The following is a 23421-nucleotide window of genomic DNA, read 5'->3' as shown; positions in this document are numbered from 1 at the left end:
TAATTATGTGTCACGAAAATTTTATTATTGGATACACTTCTGGAGTGTTTGATATGTTTCATATTGGTCATTTAAACATACTAAAACGAGCTAAGGAATTGTGTGATTTTTTAATTGTTGGTGTTAGTACCGATGAATTGGTAAGAGAGTATAAGCATAAAAGTCCTATAATCTCTTATGATAATCGTAAGGCAATTGTTGAGGCTTGCAAATATGTAGATAAAGTAGTTCCTCAAGTTAATCGAGATAAAATGTCTGCTTATCATCGTTTGCATTTCGATGTGATGTTTGTTGGTGATGACTGGAAAGGTAATTCTTTGTTTCAGGAAGTAGAAGCTGAGTTGAATAAGAATGGAGCTAAAGTTGTTTATTTTCCTTATACTAAAGGTATTTCTTCTACTATATTGCGTGATAAACTAGTTTAAATTACTATTATGAATGTTGATATTAAAGATTTTCAATATAAAATATTAGAAATAGCGTTTTATTTTGATGAGTTTTGTAAGAAATATGATATAGAATATTATTTAATGGGTGGAAGTGCTTTAGGTGCTGTTAGGCATCATGGCTTTATTCCATGGGATGATGATTTTGACGTTTTTATGACTTTTAATAATTATCATAAGTTCCTTCATTATGCTTCTATACATCTTGATACAGAAAAATTTCATCTTCAAAGAGAAAATTCTACTGAGTGGCCTTTGTTTTTTTCTAAGTTAAGAATGAATGGAACAACTTGTATTGAAAAAGGATATAATAAAATGCATCAAGGTATTTATATTGATATAATGTGTTTGTATAATGTATCACCTAATAAGTTTGTTCGTTATATTCAATATTTATCCGCTCAAATTTTAAAAGCTACATCTCTTTATTTGGTAGATTACGATTCTGATAGCTTTTTCAAGAAAGTATTTATTAATTCTTGTCATTTTGTTGTAGGTACTACAGCAAAAAACTTTTTATTCAAAATATTGAATCACTTTTCAACTAAAAATACGTTACTTGTTGGCCATTTTTTTGGAAAGGCTCCGTTTCCCAAAACGAGTTTTCCTCGTAAATGGTTAGGAATTCAGCGCTATGTGAATTTTGAGAATCTCCTTTTACCTATTCCTTTTGAAGCGGAAAAATATCTTTCTCTTAGGTATGGTAGCGATTTTATGAAAATCCCTAATTCTGATATTTTTACAGAATATCCTATTCATGCAGTTTTTGTTGATATACATAATGATTATACAATTTATAAAGACAAGTTTAATTCTTAATTATCTTAGCTTTAGCTGATTACTTAACTGAAAAATCTTTTCTTTATCATGAAAGTAGTACTTCTTGCAGGAGGTTTCGGTTCTCGTATATCTGAGGAATCTCAGTTCAAGCCGAAGCCAATGATTGAGATTGGTGGTATGCCAATCTTGTGGCACATTATGAAAGAGTATGCCTATTATGGTTATACCGAGTTTATCATTTGCGCCGGTTATAAACAGGAATATATTAAGGAGTGGTTCGCCAACTATTTCCTTCATAACTCTGATGTGACTTTCGACTATCGTGGTGGCAACAACGAAATGACCGTTCATCAAACTAATATGGAGCCTTGGAAAGTCACAGTCGTTGATACGGGCTACAACACTATGACTGGAGGTCGTATTAAGCGTATCCAGAGATATATAGAGAATGAGACTTTCTTGATGACATACGGCGATGGTGTTTGTGATGTAGAAATTGATAAATTGGTGGAGTTTCATAAGAGCCATGGCAAGCTTGCGACCCTTACGGCCGTCAAGATAGCACAAGATAAAGGAGTCTTAGATATTACTAAAGATCAAGCCGTAAGGGCTTTTCGGGAAAAGAACGCCTCTGATGGCGCTCCTATTAATGCCGGCTACATGGTGTTGGAACCCGAGGTTTTTGATATGCTGGAAGGGGGTGACTCTTGTGTCTTCGAAAAGACCGCACTAGTCAAGTTGGCGCAAGAGGGTCAGTTGATGTCTTACATCCATACTGGTTTTTGGCAGTGCATGGATAATATACGTGAGAAATCTATGCTTGAAAAACTGCTTGCCGAGGATAAAGCTCCTTGGAAGCGTTGGGAGCGCTCTGTTCCGGAAATACCAGATTACGCAAAATAATAAGTTATCATACGAATGGGAAATATATTGGATTTTTATAAAGGCAAGAGGATTTTCCTTACAGGCCATACCGGCTTTAAGGGCTCTTGGATGTGTAGGATGCTCGCTAATGCCGGAGCGATCGTTACAGGATATTCACTGAAAGCCCCAACAGAACCATCGCTATTTCGAATTGCCAATATTGAAGATGACATACATTCCGTGATTGGCGATATACGAGATTATACCTCTCTAAAGAAGGCTTTTGATGAGTCTCAACCAGAAATTGTACTGCATCTTGCCGCTCAGCCCATTGTTAGAGATTCTTATAAAGATCCTGCCTATACCTACGAGACAAACGTGATGGGTACCGTGAATATTCTTGAGTGTGTTCGCAATAATTGTTGTGTGAAGTCTTTCTTGAATGTCACTACGGATAAAGTGTATTTGAATAGGGAGTGGAGTTGGGGCTATAGGGAGAATGAGGAATTGGATGGGTATGATCCTTATTCAAATTCCAAATCCTGTTCGGAGCTGGTGACTCATAGCTACAAGCGTTCTTTCTTCACAAATATTGATGGTCTGCCTATTATTCCTATTTCTACTGCTAGAGCGGGTAATGTGATAGGTGGTGGAGATTTCGCCAATGATAGAATAGTACCTGATTGTATCCGTGCGGCTGTAAAACATGAGGATATTGTTGTGCGTAATCCATACTCTACCCGTCCTTATCAACATGTTCTAGAACCTTTGTATGCTTACCTGCTGATAGCGATGAAGCAATATGAGGATATCGGTTTTGCGGATTATTATAATGTAGGTCCCGATGATGTGGATTGTTTTCAAACAGGCGCTCTTGTTGAGCTATTTGTGAACAAGTGGGGCGAAGGTATGAGGTGGGTGAACAAGTATGACGGTGGTCCTCACGAGGCTAATTTCTTGAAGCTTGATTGCTCTAAATTGAAAAAGACTTTTGGATGGAGCCCTCGATGGAATCTGGATGAGGCAATGGAAAAGATTGTTGAATGGAGTAAGGTTTGGCTAGCAGGTGGGGATGTTCGTGTTTGTATGGATAAACAGATAAATGAATTTTTAAACGTATAACGATAATATGAAGAACGTAATCGTCACAGGGGGCAATGGTTTTATAGGTAGTTCACTTATAAAGAAATTGATAGAAAAAGGTACTAGGGTTGTTGCTGTTGATATTACCTTTCATGGCAATCGTTTGCCTGATTCAAATCTTATTACGAGGATAGAATCAGGGGTGAATACATCTCTAGTCGAAAGACTGCCAGTAATTGAATATGACTCTTTCTATCATTTTGCGTGGAAAGGTGTAAATGGGGCTGATAAAGCAGATCCTACGGTTCAATTATCAAATATTCAGATGGCAGTAGATTGCGCTAATATTTGCAAGAGGCTAAATGTGAAAAAATTTCTTTGTGCGGGTACTGTAGCGGAGAATGTAGCATTTAGTTTGTCGCATCTGAAAAAAACGACTGGTGGAATGATGTATGGTGTGGCTAAGCATGCTTGCAGAATAATTTTGGAAGATTATTGCAAGAATATCGCTCAACAGTTTGTGTGGATGCAGTTCTCAAATATATACGGTGTAGGTAATAAAACGGGCAATTTGGTTAGTTATACGTTAGGTGAGTTGATGGCTGGTAAAGAAGCAGCATTTGGTCCTGCTTTACAACCATATGATTTTATTTATGTGGATGATCTTATAGAAGCTGTATATCGTCTAGGCTTTAAGGAAACTAATAAGCCATTCTATTATATAGGCTCTGGCAATCCTAAAGTCTTGAAAGATTATCTTATTCGTATAGGAGAACTAGTTGGTTGCGCAGATAAGGTAGGGATAGGAGTCCGTGAAGATGATGGTGTAAAGTATACAATGGATATGTTTGACAATAGTAACTTGGTTAGTACTATTGGAGAATATGCGTCTATAGACTTTGATAAAGGCATTAATAAAACTATTAATTGGCTTAAAAACTCTTTGATGTTATAGCGGAATTAGTCATGATACAGAAATTTGAATTCAAGGGACTTGATATGAAGGGGGCATATGAGATAACTCCCTTCTATGCCACAGACGAACGTGGTGGCTTTATAAAGGATTACAATATTGATGCATTTAAGCAAAATGGTATAGATCATGAACTTAAAGAGGTGTTCTATACCATTAGTAAAAAGGGTGTAATTCGTGCGATGCACTTCCAGCTTGTTAAACAGCAAGCCAAGCTTGTTCGTTGTATAAGTGGCCATGTGTATGACGTAATCATAGATCTTCGCCCTGATTCGCCAACATTTGGTAAATGGCAAGGTTTTGATCTGACCGGAGAGAATCAGAAGGCTCTATACATACCTCAGTATTTTGGCCACGGCTATTTGGTGCTGGAGGATTCTGTCGTTAGCTATAAATGTGGTGAGGTGTTTTATGGTGAAGGTGATGCCGGCATAATGTATAATGATCCGGATATGGCTATAGAGTGGCCTTTCGATAAGATTGGCGGTATTGAGAAATTGATCATTTCTGACAAGGATAAAAACTTGATGAGTTTGAAGGAATATATAGAAAAAGTACAATAGCTGATGGATAAGCGACTTTCTATTTATGTTAGTTCTCCTGATTCGTATTCTGATGTGCTTGCCGTATTTTTAAAAGGGTATCGGAGATATTGGAGTGATTGTCCCTATGAGTTTATTCTAACCACCAATACCAAATCGTATGAAGGTATTACTTGTATATGCAATAATAAGCAAAATGATACTTGGGTTGAGCGTACTATAGCGGCTTTGCCAGTTATAAAATCGAAGTATGTAATGTTGATGTGTGATGACATTATCTTGAGTGACAATGTTGACAATTCATTAATAGAGCGGTTACTTGACTATATGGATAGCCACGAGATAAGGTATTGTAATTTAGGCCCTACTCCTAAAGGATCTAAAATTAAATCTTTTCCTTTATTGCGTAGTGTCAATAAGCAAATCCCCTATGCTATCAATCTTCAATTTGGAATATTTCGAAAGGATCTTTTTGTTGAGCTGTTAGGCGATGGCTCTCTTAGTGCATGGGATATTGAAAACTCAATAAATGAACAAGCCGCTGTTGCTCCATCAGAGGATTATAAAGATGTGGTGGCAGTTTCAGAATATATCTTGCCATATATACATGGAGTATATAAAGGTAAATGGATTAGGCATGCTGTTGAAAATTTGAGTAGATTGAGCTTGTATATAGATTCTGGTAGAGGCATTGTTCCTCTCTCTCAACAGATAAAGATTGATATGACTAATTGGCTTCAGTGGAAAATATCACCTAAGCAACGGAGAGCGCTAAAAAATGTCTTAAGTAGAGTGGGTATGAAATTTGCAACGAAGAGATGAGCTGGTGTAATGTGGTTATGAAGAATGTTTATGTTTTTTAATTCTGTAAATCAGAGAGTTGTTTTTTTTATGAGGCAGATTAGGATCATGAGAATGAGAAAGATAGATTTGAGACGGTTCTTTACGTACAGACTCTGTAAAGAGTCAATCTTCAAGTGTTCCGGATACATCTTATATGTACATATAGAAATTTTTCTTATATAATACTTTTCCTGAAAGTCTATGTTATTTTCCGTATTACTTTCTTTATATCATAAAGAGAGCCCACTATTTTTACGTCAAAGTCTGACCAGTATCTTCACGCAAACGCTATTGCCTATAGAAGTTGTCTTGGTGGAAGATGGTCCTTTGACGGATGAGCTGTATGCGGTCATAAAAGAATTCACAAGCCAGCATCCTGAGTTAAAAGTGATTTCTTTGCCCACCAACCGAGGTCTCGGCAAGGCTCTTAACGAGGGGCTGAAGCATTGTTCGTATGACCTTGTGGCTCGTATGGACACGGATGATATCGCTAAGCCGGATCGTTTTGAGAAGCAATTGGCGATATTTTTGGAACATCCGGAAATTGATGTAGTGGGGGCTTGGATCGATGAGTTTGAAGGGGAGGTATCAAATGTACTTTCCATGCGGAAAGTGCCGGAGCAGCATGAAAATATCTTGAGGTTTGCCAAGGGAAGGTGTCCGGTGAACCATCCGGTGGTGATGTTTCGGAAGTCGGCCGTGCTAAAGGCTGGAGGATATAAGCATTTTCCTTTGTTCGAGGATTATTATCTGTGGGTACGGATGCTGATGAATGGTGCCCGGTTCTATAATATACAAGAGAGCCTGCTCTTTTTCCGCTTCTCGCCGGATATGTTTCGGCGGCGGGGAGGATGGCGGTATGCCGTAACGGAAGTGAGGTTGCAGACGCTGTTTTACAAGATGGGTTTTATCGGCTTTTTCTCCTTGCTAAAGAATGTCTGTATTCGCTTAGTGACCCGTCTTCTCCCTAATGGCTTGCGTTCGTTGCTCTATAAGAGGCTCATCCGGGGGTAAATAGCTTTTTGTCCTCATCCACAGTATCGCTCACGGAAGGTGTCTCAAATATCAAATAACATTTTATCAATAGTCATTTTTATGGCTGGCAGATTATTTTTCATCACATCAAACACTATAACAGCGTCTATATCGAAATAATGATGTGCTATAATGTCTCGCATTCCCATAACTCCTTCCATGTTCACGGACAATGTCGCTATCGCTATAAACCATTGGCAGTACTTGCTTGTTTAATAGCCATTATTACGTTAATAAAATAGAGAATATGAGAACAAATGATTCAAAAACATCCGTAGACTCTAAATTGGAGGAGATGGAGGAAAAGTATCCTGTAGAGCAAATCGCTGTTAAAAATGAGAAGAAAATAACGGCCAAGGATGTAAAGGAGGCTGTGAAAGAGATTAATCCCGATACGGACAGCTTGGGTAGCAGAGGGTAAAACGTATTTTAATTTGCTTAAAAGAATAATTATTAAGATTTATAGTATTATCTTTGTGGTTGCGGTTTGTAATAAACCGAGGTATAAAGATTGGTAAATCTAGCAAATTAAATAATAAAGATGTATAGAACAAGAACTTGTGGCGACTTGCGCCTTGCGGATGAAGGTCTGGTGGTTACACTGGCCGGTTGGGTGCAGAAAACCCGCAAAATGGGAGGAATGACATTTGTCGATATCCGCGACCGTTATGGTATTACTCAGTTGGTATTTAATCAGGAGGTTGATGCAGCTCTTTGCGAAAAGGCGAATAAACTGGGCCGTGAATTCGTGATTCAGGTTACGGGTACGGTTCGTGAGCGTTCCAGCAAGAATGCGCATATCCCGACAGGTGATATTGAGTTGATCGTTTCTGAATTAAATGTCCTGAACACTGCGCTTACCCCTCCGTTCACGATCGAGGAGGAGACAGATGGCGGTGATGACTTGCGTATGAAATATCGTTATCTGGACTTGCGTCGTGCTTGCGTTCGTAAGAATCTGGAACTTCGTCATAGAATGGCGTTCGAGGTTCGCCGCTATTTGGATGAGCAAGGTTTCTTGGAGGTAGAGACTCCGGTTCTTGTAAATTCTACCCCGGAGGGTGCCCGTGACTTCGTGGTTCCTTCCCGTATGAACCCGGGACAGTTCTACGCTTTGCCTCAGTCTCCACAGACCTTGAAGCAATTGTTGATGGTTTCCGGTTTCGACCGTTATTTCCAGATCGTAAAATGTTTCCGTGACGAGGATTTGCGTGCGGATCGCCAGCCGGAGTTCACGCAGATCGACTGTGAGATGAGCTTCGTGGAGCAAGAGGATGTCTTGAATATGTTCGAGGGCATGGCGAAACATTTGTTTAAGGTAATCCGTGGTGTCGAGTTCAAGGAGTCGTTTATGCGTATGACTTGGCAAGATGCTATGAAACAATATGGTAGCGATAAACCGGATTTGCGTTTCGGCATGAAGTTCGTCGAGTTGATGGACATCATGAAAGGCCATGGTTTCTCCGTATTCGATAACGCTGCTTACATAGGGGGTATCTGTGCGGAAGGTGCTGCAAGCTATACCCGTAAACAACTGGATGCGCTGACTGAATTCGTGAAACGTCCGCAGGTAGGTGCTAAAGGTTTGGTTTACGCCCGTGTGGAAGCGGATGGTAACGTGAAATCAAGCGTAGATAAATTCTATAGCCAAGAGGTTCTTCAAGAAATGAAGAATGCGTTCGGCGCTAAGCCGGGTGATTTGATTTTGATCCTTTCCGGCGACGATGCGATGAAGACTCGTAAGCAACTTTGCGAGTTGCGTTTAGAGATGGGTAATCAATTAGGCCTTCGTGACAAGGATAAGTTCGTTTGCTTGTGGGTAATCGACTTCCCGCTGTTCGAATGGAACGAGGACGATCAACGTTTCTACGCTATGCACCATCCGTTTACCTCTCCGAATCCGGATGATATACCGTTGTTGGACACGGATCCGGGCGCTGTTCGTGCGAATGCGTATGATATGGTTATCAATGGCGTTGAAGTGGGTGGTGGTTCTATCCGTATCCACGACAGCCAATTACAGGATAAGATGTTCAAGCTGTTAGGATTCACCGAAGAAAGAGCGCAAGAGCAATTCGGTTTCTTGATGAATGCGTTCAAGTACGGAGCGCCTCCTCATGGAGGTTTGGCTTATGGCTTGGATCGTTTCGTGTCTTTGTTCGCCGGTTTGGATTCTATCCGCGACTGTATCGCTTTCCCGAAGAACAATTCTGGACGAGATGTTATGCTCGATGCTCCGGGTGTCTTGGATCCGGCCCAGTTGGACGAACTGAATTTGATCGTTGATATCAAGAAATAATCCAATCTGAAATTCCATTCGAATGGGAATCTTATTCCATCTGAATGGAATTTTCTTTTCTTCCGAAAGGAATTACTTTTTCTCCCGAACATAAATCAAAAGATATTTAGCATGGTAAAGGTTAAAGATATATTGAGAGAAATCGAGCATTACGCCCCGCTGCCGCTTCAAGAAGGTTTTGACAATGCGGGTGTGCAAGTTGGCGACGTGAACCAGCATGCGACGGGTGTGTTGCTATGCCTAGATGTTACCGAGGAGGTGCTTGATGAAGCGATCGAGATGGGATACAACCTGATCATCTCTCATCATCCTTTGGCCTTTAAGTCGTTTAAGTCGTTGACTGGCTCCAATTATATCGAGCGTTGCATGATGAAGGCGTGTAAGTATGATTTGGTGGTTTATGCCGCCCATACCAATCTTGATAATGCCGTAGGAGGCGTGAATTACCGTTTGGCAGAGTTGATCGGCTTGCAAAATGTACGGATCTTGAGCCCCCAAAAAGGCGCTTTGCTGAAGTTGGTGACGTTTGTCCCCGAGGCTTATGCCGAGATCATGCGGAATACCTTGTTCAATGCCGGTGCGGGAAGTATCGGGAACTATGATGCTTGCAGTTATAATTTACATGGCGAGGGAACATTCCGTGCCAATGCGGGATGCAATCCGTTTTGTGGTGAGATCGGCGAGTTGCATGTAGAGAAAGAGGTGCGTATCGAGATGATCCTTCCGGCATTCAAGAAGACGGCGGTGACCCGTGCCCTGTTATCCGTTCATCCGTATGAGGAGCCGGCTTTTGATTTTTATTCGTTATCAAACACATGGGAACAGGCAGGTTCCGGTGTAGTGGGAGAGTTGCCTGCCGAGGAAGATGAGTTGAGTTTCTTGTTGCGGATCAAGGCCCTGTTTAACGTCGGTTGCGTGAAGCATTCCCCATTTACTGGTAAGCCTATCCGAGAGGTCGCTATCTGCGGAGGCAGCGGCGCTTTCTTGATCAAGGACGCTATCGCGTATGGTGCCGATGTCTTTATAACGGGGGAGGCGAAGTACAACGATTTTTACGATGTGGAGGACCGGATTCTACTGGCGGTTATCGGTCATTATGAATCGGAAATCTGTACAAAAGACATATTTTATAACATAATATCGAAAAAATTCCCTACCTTTGCGGTACATTTTTCGAATGTTAATTCAAACCCAGTAAAATATTTATAGAATGGCTACAGATAAACAATCAGCTGAAAAGGAATATACGGTTGAAGAAAAGCTTTCTACGCTGTATCAACTTCAGACGATGATGACTGAAATTGATAAGATCAAGACCCTTCGTGGTGAGCTTCCTCTGGAGGTTCAAGACTTGGAGGACGAGATCGCAGGACTGGAAACACGTCTCCAGAACTATCAGGCGGAGATCAAGGAGTTTGAGGCTTCTGTTGTTGAGCAAAAGCATAAGATCACGGAATCTACCACATTGATAGATCGCTATAAGGCACAATTAGATAATGTGCGTAATAACCGGGAGTTTGATAACCTGTCCAAGGAGATCGAGTTCCAAGGTTTGGAAATTGAGTTCTCAGAGAAGAAAATCCGTGAGTTCGGAGAGGCGGTAGACGCTAAGAAAAAAGATATCGCTGAACTGACTGAGAAGCTGGAAGGCCGTAAGGCTGACTTGGTTCAGAAAAAGAGCGAGTTGGAGCAGATCATTTCCGAGACAAAGCAGGATGAGGAGAAACTTCGTGAGAAAGCGAAGAAGCTGGAAGCCACTATCGAACCTCGTTTGTTGACCGCTTTCAAGCGTATCCGTAAAGGTGCTCGTAACGGTTTGGCTGTTGTTTATGTGCAACGTGGCGCTTGCGGTGGTTGCTTTAACAAGATCCCGCCTCAGAAGCAATTGGATATCAAGTTGCGTAAGAAAATTATTGTTTGCGAATACTGTGGTCGTATTATGATCGACCCGGAATTAGCAGGTGTAGAAGATTAATTCAAAAGATCTATAAGTAATGGCTCTAGCTAAAACCGGCTAGGGCCATTATTATTTTTAATACAAAGATGTTATGATACATACGATACGTTTATATATAGAGAAGTACCGGCTGTTATCCGAGGATCGTCCGGTTTTGGTCGGATTGAGCGGTGGTGCCGATTCTGTGGCTTTGTTGGGCGTATTGGTGCGTTTGGGATATCCGTGTATAGCGCTTCATTGTAACTTTCATTTGCGTGGGGAGGAGTCGGATCGGGATGAGGCATTTGCCTGTGAGTTCGCGGAATCTTTGGAAGTACCCTTTCATAAGATAGATTTCGATACGATCTCTTATGCCGGAGAGAGGCATCTCTCGATAGAGATGGCTGCCCGTGAATTGCGCTATGCTTGGTTTGAGGAGATGCGGGAGCGGCTGGGAGGGCAGGCGACCGCCGTCGCCCATCACCGGGACGATAATGTGGAGACGGTCTTGATGAATTTGATACGGGGCACGGGAATCCGGGGGATGAGCGGGATCCGTCCGAGGAATGGTTTCATCGTCCGTCCTTTGCTGTGCGTAAGCCGTGAGGATATCTTGGCTTGGCTGGCGGATCAAGGCTACGCCTATATGGTGGATAGCACGAATTTATCGGATGCTTATACCCGTAATTTCATCCGTTTGAATGTGTTGCCGCTTTTGGAGGAGATAAATCCATCGGCCCGGAATACCATCGCACGTTCCGCCGAGCATCTTTCTGCCGCAGAGACTATATATATATATGTATTGGAACAAGCCCGGAAAGAGGTTGTCGTATCGGATGATCGTCTTTCTATCGGGGCGTTGATGCGGTTTCCGGCTCCGGAGACGATTTTGTATGAGTTATTAAAAGAATATGGTTTTACCCGTCTGGTCTCGGACGATATTTTCGCTGCCTTGACCAAGGAGCCTGGTAAGCTGTTTTACTCTTCCACCCATCGTTTGCTGAAGGATCGGGATTATTTATGGATCACTTCTTTAGAGAAGAAGGAAAAGCGAACCTTCGTTTTAGATCCAGAAAAGGGCATTAATCATGAACCTATTGAACTATCTTTCCAAAAACTTGTTATAACTATAGATTTCCCTATCGAGAAGAATAAGCGGATCGCTTATTTGGATTATGATAAACTCGATTTCCCTTTAACATTGCGGACTTGGAAAGAAGGCGATTGGTTTATTCCCTTCGGAATGAAAGGACGTAAGAAGTTGAGTGACTATTTCTCCGATCATAAATTTAGCCGGATTGAGAAGGAGCGCACATGGCTTCTTTGTAGTGGCGACGCTATCGTTTGGGTGGTAGGAGAAAGGACTGATAATCGTTTTCGTATAGACGAATCAACAAAGCGTGTGCTAATTGTGAATTTTTTGGGCTAAATCCTCGTTTATTGTAAAAATATTCTTACATTTGCGAAGATTTACTCCGCAGATATGTTACTAATGGTTCAAATTAGCTGAACAATCCGGTTATTACATGAAAATTATAATTAAATAAAGATACAATGATACCATTGGGCGTACATCGTGTTTGTATATGTGATCCGTGTGTATGTACCATTTATATTATTACTTTGCAATATGCAGAAATATAACATTCTAGAACTAAATGAAAAACTTCTTCCCGAACTTCAAAGTATCGCGGAAGAGTTGGGAATAAAAAAAGTTAGCAGCTTAAAGAAAGAAGAGTTGGTTTATCGGATTCTTGATGAGCAAGCGATCTCCTATGCCGGCATCCAGGCTGAAAAGATGAAAGAGAAAGAGGCTAAGAAGCCTGCAGAGGGCCGTAAGAGAGGCCGTCCGGCCAAATCTCCTAAAGTGGCGAAGGCTGAGACTGCCGAAACTGCAGAGAGTACCCAACAGGCTCCGGAAAAGCTAGTGACTGCTCCGGCTGACAAGAAAGAGCAAAAAGAGCAGCCTGAACGTAAGAAAAGAGTCCGTATCGAGAAAAAGGAAAAGGTAGCGGGCGCTATCGCTCCTTCCGAGGATAACAAGGAAGTGGTGGTTTCGAAAGAGCCGCAAACGATCTCTATGGTAACGGAAATCTCGGCCGTGGAAACTCCGGCGGTAGTAGAGAGCCCGGTGGAGAAACCGTTGTTGCCTCCTGTTGTGGCGGAACTTGAAACGGAAGAAGAAGCCGCTTTGCCGGAAAATACGACTCCGGTAGAGGTAGCGGAAGAAACCACTTCACCACAAGCGACGGAAGAAGAGCCTAAGCGCATCGTATTTCGCCATCCGGACGCTAAATCCGTATTGGATCAGATTTTCCCGTTCTCCGCTCCGAAACCCGAGGCTAACAAACCTCAACCCGAGGCCGCTCCCCAGCAGAATAATCCTCGACAGAACAATCGACAGAATAATCATAATAACAACCGTAATAACAATAACGCTAATAACAACCAGCAGGCTCAAGAGAAAATGTATGAGTTTGATGGCATCCTTACAGGAACCGGCGTGTTGGAGATGATGCAAGATGGTTACGGTTTCCTTCGTTCTTCAGATTATAACTATTTGACTTCACCGGACGATATTTATGTCTCTCAATCCCAGATCAAGTTATTTGGCTTGAAAACGGGTGACGTGGTAGAAGGTTCGATCCGTCCGCCGAAGGAAGGTGAGAAGTATTTCCCGTTGGTGAAAGTGGACAAGATCAATGGACGTACGCCGGAAGAGGTTCGCGACCGGGTTCCTTTTGATCATTTGACCCCGTTATTCCCGGATGAGAAATTCATGCTTACGGCACGTAAATCACCGAAAGTATACGATAATATCGCCGTACGTGTGGTTGATTTATTCTCCCCGATCGGAAAAGGGCAACGTGGTTTGATCGTCGCTCAACCGAAAACCGGTAAGACGATGTTGTTGAAAGATATCGCGAACGCTATCGCTTACAACCATCCCGAGGTTTATATGATTATATTATTGATCGACGAACGTCCGGAGGAGGTTACGGATATGGCTCGTAGCGTGGATGCGGAAGTGATCGCTTCTACATTCGACGAACCGGCTGAACGTCACGTGAAAATCGCTGAGATCGTATTGAACAAGGCGAAACGAATGGTAGAATGTGGTCATGATGTCGTGATTCTTCTGGACTCGATCACTCGTTTGGCTCGTGCTTATAATACGGTACAACCGGCTTCCGGTAAGGTGCTTTCCGGTGGTGTGGACGCAAATGCGTTGCAGAAGCCGAAGCGTTTCTTCGGTGCCGCCCGTAATATTGAGAATGGCGGTAGCCTTACGATTCTAGCCACCGCCCTTACGGAGACTGGCTCTAAGATGGACGACGTGATCTTCGAGGAATTCAAGGGTACGGGTAATATGGAGTTACAATTGGATCGTAAATTATCCAATAAACGTATCTATCCGGCTGTGGATATCACGGCTTCCAGCACTCGCCGTGATGATTTATTGCAGGATGAGAGCACGTTGAACCGTATGTGGGTCTTACGTAAATATCTATCAGACATGAACTCTATGGAGGCTATGGAATTTGTTAAGCAACGGATGGAACAAACCGTTGATAACATGGAATTCTTGGCATCCATGAACGGTTGATAATATCCCATAAAAAAACACTATACTTTTGAGTTCAAAACAATATTGTTTTAGCTCCAAAAGTATAGTGTTTTACCTTAACAGAAGTATAGTGCTTTTATTGCGCCTTTTTAGGTCTTCCACGATGTCCCATATTTCGTTTTTGTGGTCTCGAGGATGATCCTTTATCCTCACTTTTACGAGGCCGTCCTCTACCCCTTTTATTCATACCGTATTTTTCCGGCTCATACAAGGGCACTTCACCGAATTCCGGGCTGACCGGTATCTTATAAACCTCTTTTTCCAAGAAATCCTCTATGCGCTTGAATTGTGCTTGTTCGTCGATCGATACGAAAGTAATCGCCAATCCTTCGCCGTTCGTACCCCGTGCCGTACGTCCGATTCGGTGTACGTAATCCTCCGGATCATGCGGGATATCGAAGTTCACGACCAACTTGATGTCATTGATATCAATTCCACGTGCTACGACATCCGTAGCCACAAGGATATCGATATGTCCGCTCTTGAATTCTTTCATGACCTCCTCCCTTTGGGATTGCTCTAGATCCGAGTGCATGGCGGCTACATTGAACTTTAATCTTTTTAAGGTAGACGCTAATTCTTTCACCTTCATTTTAGAAGAGGAGAAGATAATTACTCGTTGAGGGCGGCTTTGAGTGAAGAGATCTTGTAGAATCTTGAGCTTTTGTGGATCGTAGCAGATATATGCGGTTTGCATGATAGATTCGGGTGGGCGTGAGATAGCGATCTTGACTTCTTCCGGATCTTTTAGGATGGTTTTAGCCAACGTCCGGATCTTAGGCGGCATGGTAGCCGAGAACATGATCGTCTGGCAGTAGGGGGGCAGCTGTTTATGAACCTGCATGATGTCGTCATAAAAACCCATGTCCAGCATGCGGTCCGCCTCGTCTAAGACGAAGAACGACACTTTAGACAAATCTACAGTACCTAACTTAATATGGGACAATAAACGTCCCGGGGTAGCGATCACGATATCCGCACCCATCTCTAAACCTCTCTTTTGTTGTTCCCAAGCGATTCCGTCGGTACCTCCATACACGGCTACTGCGGATACGGAAGGTATAAAATAAGTGAATCCTTGAATTTGTTGGTCTATTTGTTGAGCCAATTCCCGGGTCGGTGCCATAATGACCGCATTCACCGCGTCTGTCGGATGACAACCTTTGCTTAGTTCATTAATAACTGGCAAAACATACGCCGCCGTTTTACCGGTTCCGGTCTGTGCGCAAGCGATGATGTCTTTACCTTCTAAAATGACAGGAATCGTTAACTCTTGGACTGGAGTCGTTTCGTCAAAATTCATGTCATAAAGCCCGTCTAATACGGCATCTTCCAAATCTAATTCATCAAATCTCATCTTTTTACATTCAAATTCCCGGTAAAGATAAAGATTATTTAGAAATATTATGCAATAGGTAGGTTTCTCTTTGGTGATAAATAGAAAAATAAATACCTTTATCCCCGAGTTATACCCCAAAAACGAAAGAATTAATATGAATAGTCTAGAAAGCGGAAGTAACGTTCAGTCTGGATTAGAGATGATCATGGAGAAGAGTCCCGATACGATTGTATTAGTAGATCGAAATCTTACTCTTGTCAAGGTTATTTCTGCAAAAGACGATTATTATCATTATTTAGCGAATAACTGTATCGGAAAGCAACCTCAAGCGTTGTTCCCGGACGGGAAGAACTACGATCAATATGAGATCTATAGAGCTGCGGTTAAACGTGTTTTCGAGGAGCAAGTGAAAGTGGATTTCTCTTTTGAGGTCTCTTTTGAAGGAAAGAACTATTATTATCTATCGCAAGCAAGCCTTTTTAATGAGGAGCTTGTAATCGTTTATACACGCAATGTATCTTCTCTGAAAACAGAAAACAATCTACAAGAACTGATCAATACGATATTAGATCGGTTACCGTTGGGGGTTTTCGTGAAAGATGGGGATAACCATTTTAATTACCTGTATTGGAATCATTTTATGGAGGAAATAACGGGTATTGAAACCCGGGAGATCGAGGGACATGATGATTTCGAGGTGAATTATAATGCCTTGATGACCGCCGAGGAGCGTCTGGAAACCGATATGAACGTGATCAAGACAGGACTGACCGCTAGATTCAAGGGCAAGGTAAAATCGGCCTCCGGCGATTACCGGGATATAGAGGTCGCTAAATATCCTATTTCCCTAAATAATGGCAAGCCGCTTGTCTTGGCTTTATGGAGAGATATAACTTCCGAGTTGGCTACGGAGAATACTTTGAGAAGAACCCGGATCTTGACGAAAATGGCATTGCGGATAAGTGATATACGTACATGCTCGATCTTCATCGATCCGGACAGTACCCATAATTTCAAGGATTCCGTTGTGACCTTGAACGATTGGAATACCATGTCGGAAGATATGATAGAGGTGTCATGGGGGCAGTTTATCAGCCGGGCGCATCCGGATGATCAAGAACATTATCATAATATGTTTACCCGTCTTTGCCGAGGGGAAATCTCTGAGGCAAGGATCGAGGCACGTATGCTATTTCCCGGCAAGAAGGAATATGTTTGGAGAGAGGTATTCGCTACCGTGTATGAACGGGACGAGAAAGGAAGACCTTCGGTTATCCTTGGATGTTCAACGAATATTCAGGAACGGAAGAATCAAGAATTAAGCCTTGAGGAGGCGAAGGTGAAGGCCGAGGCCGCTGATAAGATGAAATCGAAATATCTGGCGGATATGAGCCATGAGATCCGGACTCCTTTGAATGCGATTACCGGCTTCTCTGAATTGATGGCTTTTGCTGATACGGATGAGGAACGTATGTCGTACTACGATGTGATCAAGATGAATAACCAATTGTTGATGCAATTGATTAATGATATCTTGGATATCTCGAAGATCGAGGCGGATGCGATAAAGATCACATATGAGCAATTAGATGTCAGTGAATTGATGGATACGATTTATGCTTCCGCCAAGTTACGGGTTCCGGGAGGAGTCAAGTTGATTTTGGAGAAAGGGGCTGACCACCATATGTTCGGTACGGATAGCATGCGTCTGTTGCAGTTGATTAATAATTTGGTGAACAACGCTATCAAGAACACGAAAGAAGGTAGCATCACGATGGGATATACCATTCAACCGGATAATCAATTACGTTTTTACGTAAGGGATACGGGAATCGGTATCGATAAGGACAAATTGAAAGATGTCTTCGGTCGTTTCGTGAAAATAAACGACTATATGGAAGGTATCGGATTAGGACTGGCTATCTGCAAAGGATTAGTTGTTAAGATGGGAGGTTCGATACATGTTACTTCTGAATTAGGGGTAGGTTCAGAGTTCTCCTTTATTTTGCCGTCTCACGAATAGCGCTATTTGTAATAGCGCTTATAAATTTGGTCGTATAATCCACTGTTCTTGATTTGCTGGAGCCAACTATTTAGGCTATCCAGTAGGACAGGGGAGTCTTTACGGACCGCCCACGATTGCAATTGGGTAAAACTGACATCCGTTAGGATATCGACTTCCGGCAGGTTTTTCTGGGTCATGCGAGCGATTTGTTGGTCGCATACGGCATAATCGATATCGCCTTTGGCTACCATGATCATAAGCTGCTCGGTAGAATATAACTCATCTTCCACCACGTAGATCGTATCGCCTATCTCGTGTCCCAGATTTTGCAGACGCAATAAGGCCGGGGAATCTTTCGGTATGTATAAAGTCTTTTGGGCTAAATCCAATTGGTTACGGATAGGGGCTTGTCCGTTGTTCGCCTCTGCCGTACGTTGTACCAAGACTTGCTTGTTGAGAACGATCGGTTCGGTGAACAGGTAGTTTTCCCGCATCTCGGAGGTGATGGGGATGTTTCTTGCGATTACGTCGCATTTGTTGTCCGATAATTCCTCGAAACTTTTCGCTAAACTCATTTCCAAATGCGTCTGAACCTCCAATCCGGATAATTTAGCGATCGCTTGGCTAAGCTCGTATTGAAAACCTTGCACTGTATCGCCTGATACGAAATACCCGGATTGATTGTATTCGGTTATCATCCGGAGAATTCCTTCTTCCTTGATTTCCGGATAATCACGAGGTCCGATCTCTTGAGGACGTTGGTTGAATCTCCAAAGCTGTATCATTGTCGTTACAGCGACAATCAGTAGAAAAGCGTATAGGATAAGCAACTTCTTAGATCTCATGGCAATCGATTAATTATTGAAAGTCACGGAGATGCCCATTTTCAAGACCATCGGGTCCAACGGATAATGCGCAAGAGAGAAGTAATTCGGGTCAACGAACTTAGAGCCTAGATTGTATGCCATGATGAAGAAGCGAGCTTGCTTCAAATGGAAATTCGCATAAGCGTTGATCAACGGATAATTGCCAACCTTCACTTTCTTGTCTTCTTCCTGTACTTGGAACTGCTGGGTAGCCGGCTCGTAATAAGGAGCGTAATAAGCGGTGTTGTAGTATACGTTTGCGCCAATCTGTACGGTTAATACTTTCGCCAACTTAAACGCTAGATATATATTCGAGTATGCGCTGATATCCGGTAACGGGAGTTGAGACTTCTCGCTAGAAAGCTGATAGGCCACCTCATTCTCCCATCCGAACGCACGGTACATGATATCTTGCTTGATACGGGCTGAGACAACTTGAATGTTCTTACTGCTTTGCTCCGGCAAACCTTTGCCGTTGAAGAATACATAATTCTGGATACTTTCCACTCCTCCGGATAACTGGGTACGGGTGGATTCCAAGTTGATTTTCGCTCCGGCGTAAATCCTTTGCACATTTTTCAATGATAGATCCCACCAATAGTAACGCCCATGATGGTGACGTTGGTAAAACGCCGGGGTGATATTCTTGATATATCCTTCCGCCTTGATGGTAGCGTCTTTCTTGAAAAGCTTGAATTTGGTCTGTAAGTCTCCGCTCACTCGAACCTCTCCGGCGTCACTTCCCGCAAGTCCTAATTCTCCACGGACATTGTAGGTAAGAAGGCTACCACGGCGTTTGGATAATTCGCCTCCGATGTAGGTCGTAAACTCATCATATACCTCGGAAGTAGGGAAATTTAATGTACTCGGCTCAGAGCTTCCACGACCATCCGGACCGTAATCCAGTCCGGGAACTTGGGATGCCAATCTAAACCGGCGTTTCTCGAAAGTAACGAAGGCGGTCAGCCCAAACTTAGCCCAATCTTGGAAACCTTCCCGCAAGGCCAACGCAAAAGTATTCTTTAAATTCCAGGAGGAAGTCTGGTCATTCAAAGATGCGTCCATACCATAAAGATGAGTGTAGCAGGTATCGATCCCGGCATCATTAGAGATAAAGCGTCTGCGGTTATCTTCGTAATCGATGGTATGGATGATACTGGAAACCGGAATGAATACCTCTTTTATGTTCCCTTCCTCATCGGTTTCTTCCAATTCTTTGGTAAAACCGAGATTGTATCTCTGTGTCAGGAAATATTGTTTTCCACGGACACGGTTCCATGTGTCCGTGTAACGGACAGGGTATGATTTACTATCGATATTTCTTTGATTCTCGGCCAAGTCATCGGGATTCGTGATATACTGGTCATTTGTAAGTCCACCGTTCTCGTAGTTTACGAAATTGAAATTACTTAAATAAGCGTTTAACTCGTAACGGTCGGTGATATAACTTCCGAAAAAACGATAACTTAATAATTTATTACCGTTGGAGTTATAATATCCGCGGCTATAGATATAATCCATCTCGCCACCGACATTGATCTTCTTGCCAAAGTTCATGGTCAGTACCCCTTTCAGTCGGTCCATCTTATTCTGGCTAGCTCCTCCTGTCGTATAAGTCACTTGGGTATAGGGTACTTTGGTATCATAGAAATAAGCGTTTGTCGGGGTCGTGATATAATAATCATAGGCATCGGCGAAGATGAAATCACGTTCCTCCTTACGTTCGTTAAAAATACGGGTTTGCGCCGGCGATCCCACATTCGCCAGATAACCTACGGCCAATGAGTTCGCTTCCACCAACGTACTATTCCCGAAATTTAATCGATTGGTATCCATAGGAGCGATATAACGTTCTCCCAAAAGAGGCGTGAGCCGATAACCGATGATTCGTTTTGATTTCAGCGCCGCGCTATCTGTTTGCAGCAAGCTATCCGGTATTTCCTTGTTTGAGGATGATAAATTAGATAACGAGAATCCACCTCGTCCTCCCCGGCTCCCGGAACGTCCTTGCGCATGCGCGGAAGCCGCCGTTCCTATCAGAAAAAGTAATATGTATAGATAATACTTCATGGGTTGCAAAGATATAACAAAAAATAATGTGCCAATTATAAAATATGCCAATATGCCAATCAGAAAACTTAATTGGCATATCGGCACATCAATGAATGAGCTTCTTATATTTTCTGTATAATCTCCATTCCTTTCTTAATGGCAGCCTCGTTCATCGGCAACAAATGATGGTGACGCTCGGGCAAGGATTTCTTCAATCCTAGCATGACGTTCTCCAATTGAACCATCGGGACGATATTAAGTAACCCGCCTAAGATCAACATATTGAATGCCTTCTCGTTCTTCATCTCGGTAGCGGCGTCCATGGCATCTACCCGATATACGTTAATATCCGTACGTTTCGCCGGCGTATGGATGCCATAACCATCGTAAATCAAGATACCACCCGGTTTCACCTTGCTCTCGAACTTATCCATGGAAGGTTGGTTCAAGATAATAGCGATATCATATTCATTCAATACGGGTGAGCTGATACGCTCGTCGCTCAAGATAACGGTTACGTTGGCCGTACCGCCACGTTGCTCAGGTCCGTATGAAGGCATCCAGCTAACCTCCTTGCCTTCCATCAAACCGGAATAGGCCAAGATCTTACCCATAGACAATACACCTTGTCCACCGAAGCCTGCTATAATTATTTCTTGTTTCATTGTCGTTTACCGTATTACTTATTCAACATTCTTTAAGTCGCCCAGCGGGTAGAAGGGGAACATGTTCGCTTCCATCCATTTATTGGCTTTTTCCGGAGTCATCTTCCAGCCGGATGAGCAAGTGGAGACGAACTCTACCACAGAAGTACCCTTACCGGCCATAGCGTTCTCGAAAGCCTTACGAAGCATCTTCTTCGCTTTCCGTACGGCTGCGGCCGTCTGTACGCTTTGGCGTGTTACCAAGCAAGTTCCTTCCAATTGGGCTAATAAATCACCGATCTTCAGCGGGTAACCGTTCAAGGCGATGTTACGTCCGTAAGGACAGGTAGCTGTGGGCATACCTTCCAATGTAGTCGGAGCCATCTGTCCGCCGGTCATACCATAGATCGCGTTATTTACGAATACGATCACGATATTCTCGCCACGGTTGGCTGCATGAATCGTCTCGGCCGTACCGATAGCCGCCAAGTCACCATCTCCTTGATACGTGAATACCATCTTCTCCGGATTCAAGCGTTTAACGGCGGAAGCGATGGCTGGCGCACGTCCGTGGGCTGCCTCGATCCAATCGATATCCAAGTAGTTATATGCGAATACGGCACATCCCACGGGGGAGATACCGATTGTCTTATCTTCCAGACCCATATCGGCTATAACCTCGGCGATTAGCTTATGTATCACACCGTGGCTGCAACCGGGGCAGTAGTGCATGGGATTTTCATTCATCAATCTGGGCTTTTCATACACCAGATTTTCCGGTTTAATTATATCGTTGAGTTCCATAATCTTTAATTATTAATGTATATATCTTAGGACATATTGCACCAGCCGCAATACGATCGCCGCTCCACCGCAATACAAGAATACGGTCTTATCGCTAACAGCGAAGTAACATACCACGGCAGCTATGGCCAGTAGCATAAAGACCAGCGTCAATATCTCGTCAGCTTTACTTCCTCGTGTCATACGGATCAGAATAATTTTTCCTTCAGCGCGTTCAATACCTCATCCGGGGTGAATACGATTCCACCCAATCGGCCAAAGTGCTCTACCTTCACCTTACCATTTACGGCTAGGCGAACGTCCTCTACCATCTGTCCGGCGTTCAACTCAACCGATAACATACCTTTTACCTTATCCGCATAAGCGGCGATCACTTTTGTCGGGAACGGCCATAACGTGATCGGGCGTAACAAGCCAAGCTTGATACCTTCCGCACGGGCGATCTCAACTACCTTCTGGCAAATACGGGCGGAAGAACCGAACGCGATCAATAGATAATCAGCGTCCTCACATTGGAACTCCTCGTAACGAACCTCGTTTTCCTCGATCTTGCGATATTTCGCTTGGAAACGGATATTGTTCTCTTCCATCTTCGCCGGGTCTAGCTCCAAGGAAGTGATGACGTTACCTTTGCGTCCGCCCTTCTTTCCTTGTACGGCCCAAGGACATTGAGCGATAATCTCTTCCTCGGTACGACGGGGTTGATAGGGAGGCAATACCACCTTCTCCATCATCTGTCCGATGATACCGTCCGCCAAGATAATAGCGGGGTTATTGTATTTGAAAGCCAGATCAAAACCAAGGCCTACGAAATCGGCCATCTCTTGTACGGAAGAGGGTGCCAAGGTAATCAAACGGTAATCGCCATGGCCACCGCCTTTCACGGTCTGGAAATAATCAGCCTGACTCGGCTGGATCGTTCCTAATCCGGGACCGCCACGCATAACGTTCACGATCAGACAAGGAAGCTCCGCTCCCGCGATATAAGAAATACCTTCTTGTTTCAAGCTCACGCCCGGACTGGAAGAAGAGGTCATCACTTTCTTTCCGGAACCGGCTCCGCCGTATACCATATTAATAGCGGCTACCTCGCTCTCCGCTTGTAAGACTACCATGCCGGTCTTTTCCCACGGCATCTCTGCCATAAGGGTTTCCAATATCTCCGACTGCGGAGTGATCGGATAGCCGAAGTAACCGTCCACGCCATAGCGGATAGCCGCATGGGCGATGGCCTCGTTACCCTTCATTAATTTTATATCTTCTGCCATATCTTGATATAACT

The 23421-nt window shown here is 43.2% G+C and carries 23 protein-coding genes; 15 read left to right on the top strand and 8 right to left on the bottom strand.

Translation table 11 applies throughout. The features are described 5' to 3' along the window. Positions 1 to 5 precede the first annotated feature (5 nt). The 8 genes from ACESPU_RS01855 to ACESPU_RS01820 all read left to right on the top strand — a co-directional run bounded on the left by ACESPU_RS01855 (position 6) and on the right by ACESPU_RS01820 (position 6545). A complete protein-coding gene (locus ACESPU_RS01855; protein ID WP_005856277.1) occupies positions 6 to 425 on the top strand; it encodes an adenylyltransferase/cytidyltransferase family protein in 420 nt (139 codons plus the stop codon). 9 nt (positions 426 to 434) lie between these two features. After that, positions 435 to 1265: a phosphorylcholine transferase LicD gene (locus ACESPU_RS01850; RefSeq protein WP_005856279.1), complete on the top strand. Its 831-nt coding sequence runs from the start codon at positions 435 to 437 to the stop codon at positions 1263 to 1265. Positions 1266 to 1313: 48 nt separating this feature from the next. Further along, a complete protein-coding gene (gene rfbF / locus ACESPU_RS01845; RefSeq protein WP_005856281.1) occupies positions 1314 to 2129 on the top strand; it encodes a glucose-1-phosphate cytidylyltransferase in 816 nt (271 codons plus the stop codon). A gap of 15 nt (positions 2130 to 2144) precedes the next feature. After that, positions 2145 to 3212, top strand: a complete 1068-nt coding sequence (gene rfbG, locus ACESPU_RS01840; protein WP_005856283.1) for a CDP-glucose 4,6-dehydratase — start codon at positions 2145 to 2147, stop codon at positions 3210 to 3212. Positions 3213 to 3219: 7 nt separating this feature from the next. Next, positions 3220 to 4128 (top strand): NAD(P)-dependent oxidoreductase, encoded by a 909-nt coding sequence (locus tag ACESPU_RS01835; protein WP_005856286.1) that lies wholly within the window; start codon positions 3220 to 3222, stop codon positions 4126 to 4128. 11 nt (positions 4129 to 4139) lie between these two features. Beyond that, positions 4140 to 4709, top strand: a complete 570-nt coding sequence (gene rfbC / locus ACESPU_RS01830) for a dTDP-4-dehydrorhamnose 3,5-epimerase (RefSeq protein WP_005856288.1) — start codon at positions 4140 to 4142, stop codon at positions 4707 to 4709. Positions 4710 to 4712: 3 nt separating this feature from the next. After that, the gene (locus tag ACESPU_RS01825; RefSeq protein WP_005856290.1) at positions 4713 to 5510 is read left to right on the top strand and encodes a hypothetical protein; all 798 of its coding nucleotides are present in this window, start codon (positions 4713 to 4715) and stop codon (positions 5508 to 5510) included. A 222-nt stretch (positions 5511 to 5732) separates the two neighbouring features. Further along, positions 5733 to 6545 (top strand): glycosyltransferase, encoded by an 813-nt coding sequence (locus ACESPU_RS01820; protein WP_005868212.1) that lies wholly within the window; start codon positions 5733 to 5735, stop codon positions 6543 to 6545. A 44-nt stretch (positions 6546 to 6589) separates the two neighbouring features. Here ACESPU_RS01820 and ACESPU_RS01815 read toward each other — a convergent pair whose 3' ends face one another. Then, positions 6590 to 6727, bottom strand: coding sequence for a DUF86 domain-containing protein (locus tag ACESPU_RS01815; RefSeq protein WP_095231483.1), 138 nt, complete (start codon positions 6725 to 6727; stop codon positions 6590 to 6592). An 86-nt stretch (positions 6728 to 6813) separates the two neighbouring features. Here ACESPU_RS01815 and ACESPU_RS01810 point away from each other — a divergent pair, with 86 nt between their 5' ends. From ACESPU_RS01810 to rho, 6 genes are all read left to right on the top strand, one after another. Next, positions 6814 to 6987 carry a hypothetical protein gene (locus ACESPU_RS01810; protein WP_005856296.1) on the top strand — a complete coding sequence of 58 codons (174 nt, stop codon included), beginning with the start codon at positions 6814 to 6816 and terminating at the stop codon, positions 6985 to 6987. Positions 6988 to 7107: 120 nt separating this feature from the next. Further along, a complete protein-coding gene (gene aspS, locus ACESPU_RS01805) occupies positions 7108 to 8865 on the top strand; it encodes an aspartate--tRNA ligase (RefSeq protein ID WP_005856298.1) in 1758 nt (585 codons plus the stop codon). A 111-nt stretch (positions 8866 to 8976) separates the two neighbouring features. Continuing rightward, positions 8977 to 10074, top strand: coding sequence for a Nif3-like dinuclear metal center hexameric protein (locus tag ACESPU_RS01800; protein WP_005856300.1), 1098 nt, complete (start codon positions 8977 to 8979; stop codon positions 10072 to 10074). Position 10075: 1 nt separating this feature from the next. Continuing rightward, positions 10076 to 10840, top strand: a complete 765-nt coding sequence (locus ACESPU_RS01795; protein ID WP_005856302.1) for a zinc ribbon domain-containing protein — start codon at positions 10076 to 10078, stop codon at positions 10838 to 10840. Between the two features lie 73 nt (positions 10841 to 10913). Further along, positions 10914 to 12230, top strand: coding sequence for a tRNA lysidine(34) synthetase TilS (tilS, locus tag ACESPU_RS01790; RefSeq protein ID WP_005856304.1), 1317 nt, complete (start codon positions 10914 to 10916; stop codon positions 12228 to 12230). A 201-nt stretch (positions 12231 to 12431) separates the two neighbouring features. Further along, positions 12432 to 14408: a transcription termination factor Rho gene (gene rho / locus ACESPU_RS01785; RefSeq protein WP_373133100.1), complete on the top strand. Its 1977-nt coding sequence runs from the start codon at positions 12432 to 12434 to the stop codon at positions 14406 to 14408. Positions 14409 to 14505: 97 nt separating this feature from the next. Here the strand turns inward: rho and ACESPU_RS01780 are convergent, their stop codons facing one another. Further along, the gene (locus ACESPU_RS01780; RefSeq protein ID WP_034531191.1) at positions 14506 to 15786 is read right to left on the bottom strand and encodes a DEAD/DEAH box helicase; all 1281 of its coding nucleotides are present in this window, start codon (positions 15784 to 15786) and stop codon (positions 14506 to 14508) included. Positions 15787 to 15922: 136 nt separating this feature from the next. On the opposite strand from ACESPU_RS01780, the gene ACESPU_RS01775 reads away from it, so the two are divergent. Beyond that, on the top strand, positions 15923 to 17791 hold the full coding sequence (locus ACESPU_RS01775; RefSeq protein ID WP_373133099.1) for an ATP-binding protein: 1869 nt from the start codon (positions 15923 to 15925) through the stop codon (positions 17789 to 17791). A 2-nt stretch (positions 17792 to 17793) separates the two neighbouring features. On the opposite strand, the gene ACESPU_RS01770 is transcribed toward ACESPU_RS01775, so the two are convergent. The 6 genes from ACESPU_RS01770 to ACESPU_RS01745 all read right to left on the bottom strand — a co-directional run bounded on the left by ACESPU_RS01770 (position 17794) and on the right by ACESPU_RS01745 (position 23407). Then, positions 17794 to 18618, bottom strand: coding sequence for a transporter substrate-binding domain-containing protein (locus tag ACESPU_RS01770; protein ID WP_048927423.1), 825 nt, complete (start codon positions 18616 to 18618; stop codon positions 17794 to 17796). Positions 18619 to 18627: 9 nt separating this feature from the next. Further along, positions 18628 to 20709: a putative porin gene (locus ACESPU_RS01765; protein WP_048927422.1), complete on the bottom strand. Its 2082-nt coding sequence runs from the start codon at positions 20707 to 20709 to the stop codon at positions 18628 to 18630. Between the two features lie 104 nt (positions 20710 to 20813). Further along, complete coding sequence (locus ACESPU_RS01760; protein WP_005856316.1) at positions 20814 to 21356, bottom strand: 2-oxoacid:acceptor oxidoreductase family protein; 543 nt, start codon at positions 21354 to 21356, stop codon at positions 20814 to 20816. Between the two features lie 18 nt (positions 21357 to 21374). Beyond that, a complete protein-coding gene (locus ACESPU_RS01755) occupies positions 21375 to 22139 on the bottom strand; it encodes a thiamine pyrophosphate-dependent enzyme (RefSeq protein ID WP_005856318.1) in 765 nt (254 codons plus the stop codon). A 12-nt stretch (positions 22140 to 22151) separates the two neighbouring features. After that, the gene (locus ACESPU_RS01750) at positions 22152 to 22322 is read right to left on the bottom strand and encodes a hypothetical protein (RefSeq protein WP_005868224.1); all 171 of its coding nucleotides are present in this window, start codon (positions 22320 to 22322) and stop codon (positions 22152 to 22154) included. Between the two features lie 5 nt (positions 22323 to 22327). Beyond that, complete coding sequence (locus tag ACESPU_RS01745; protein WP_008780453.1) at positions 22328 to 23407, bottom strand: 3-methyl-2-oxobutanoate dehydrogenase subunit VorB; 1080 nt, start codon at positions 23405 to 23407, stop codon at positions 22328 to 22330. Between the last annotated feature and the right edge of the window lie 14 nt (positions 23408 to 23421).

Source organism: Parabacteroides sp. 20_3, assembly GCF_964238835.1.
Taxonomy (GTDB): Bacteria; Bacteroidota; Bacteroidia; order Bacteroidales; family Tannerellaceae; genus Parabacteroides; species Parabacteroides distasonis.
The sequence above is the reverse complement of the archived record's forward strand: the minus strand, read 5'-3'. Positions and strand labels throughout refer to the sequence as shown.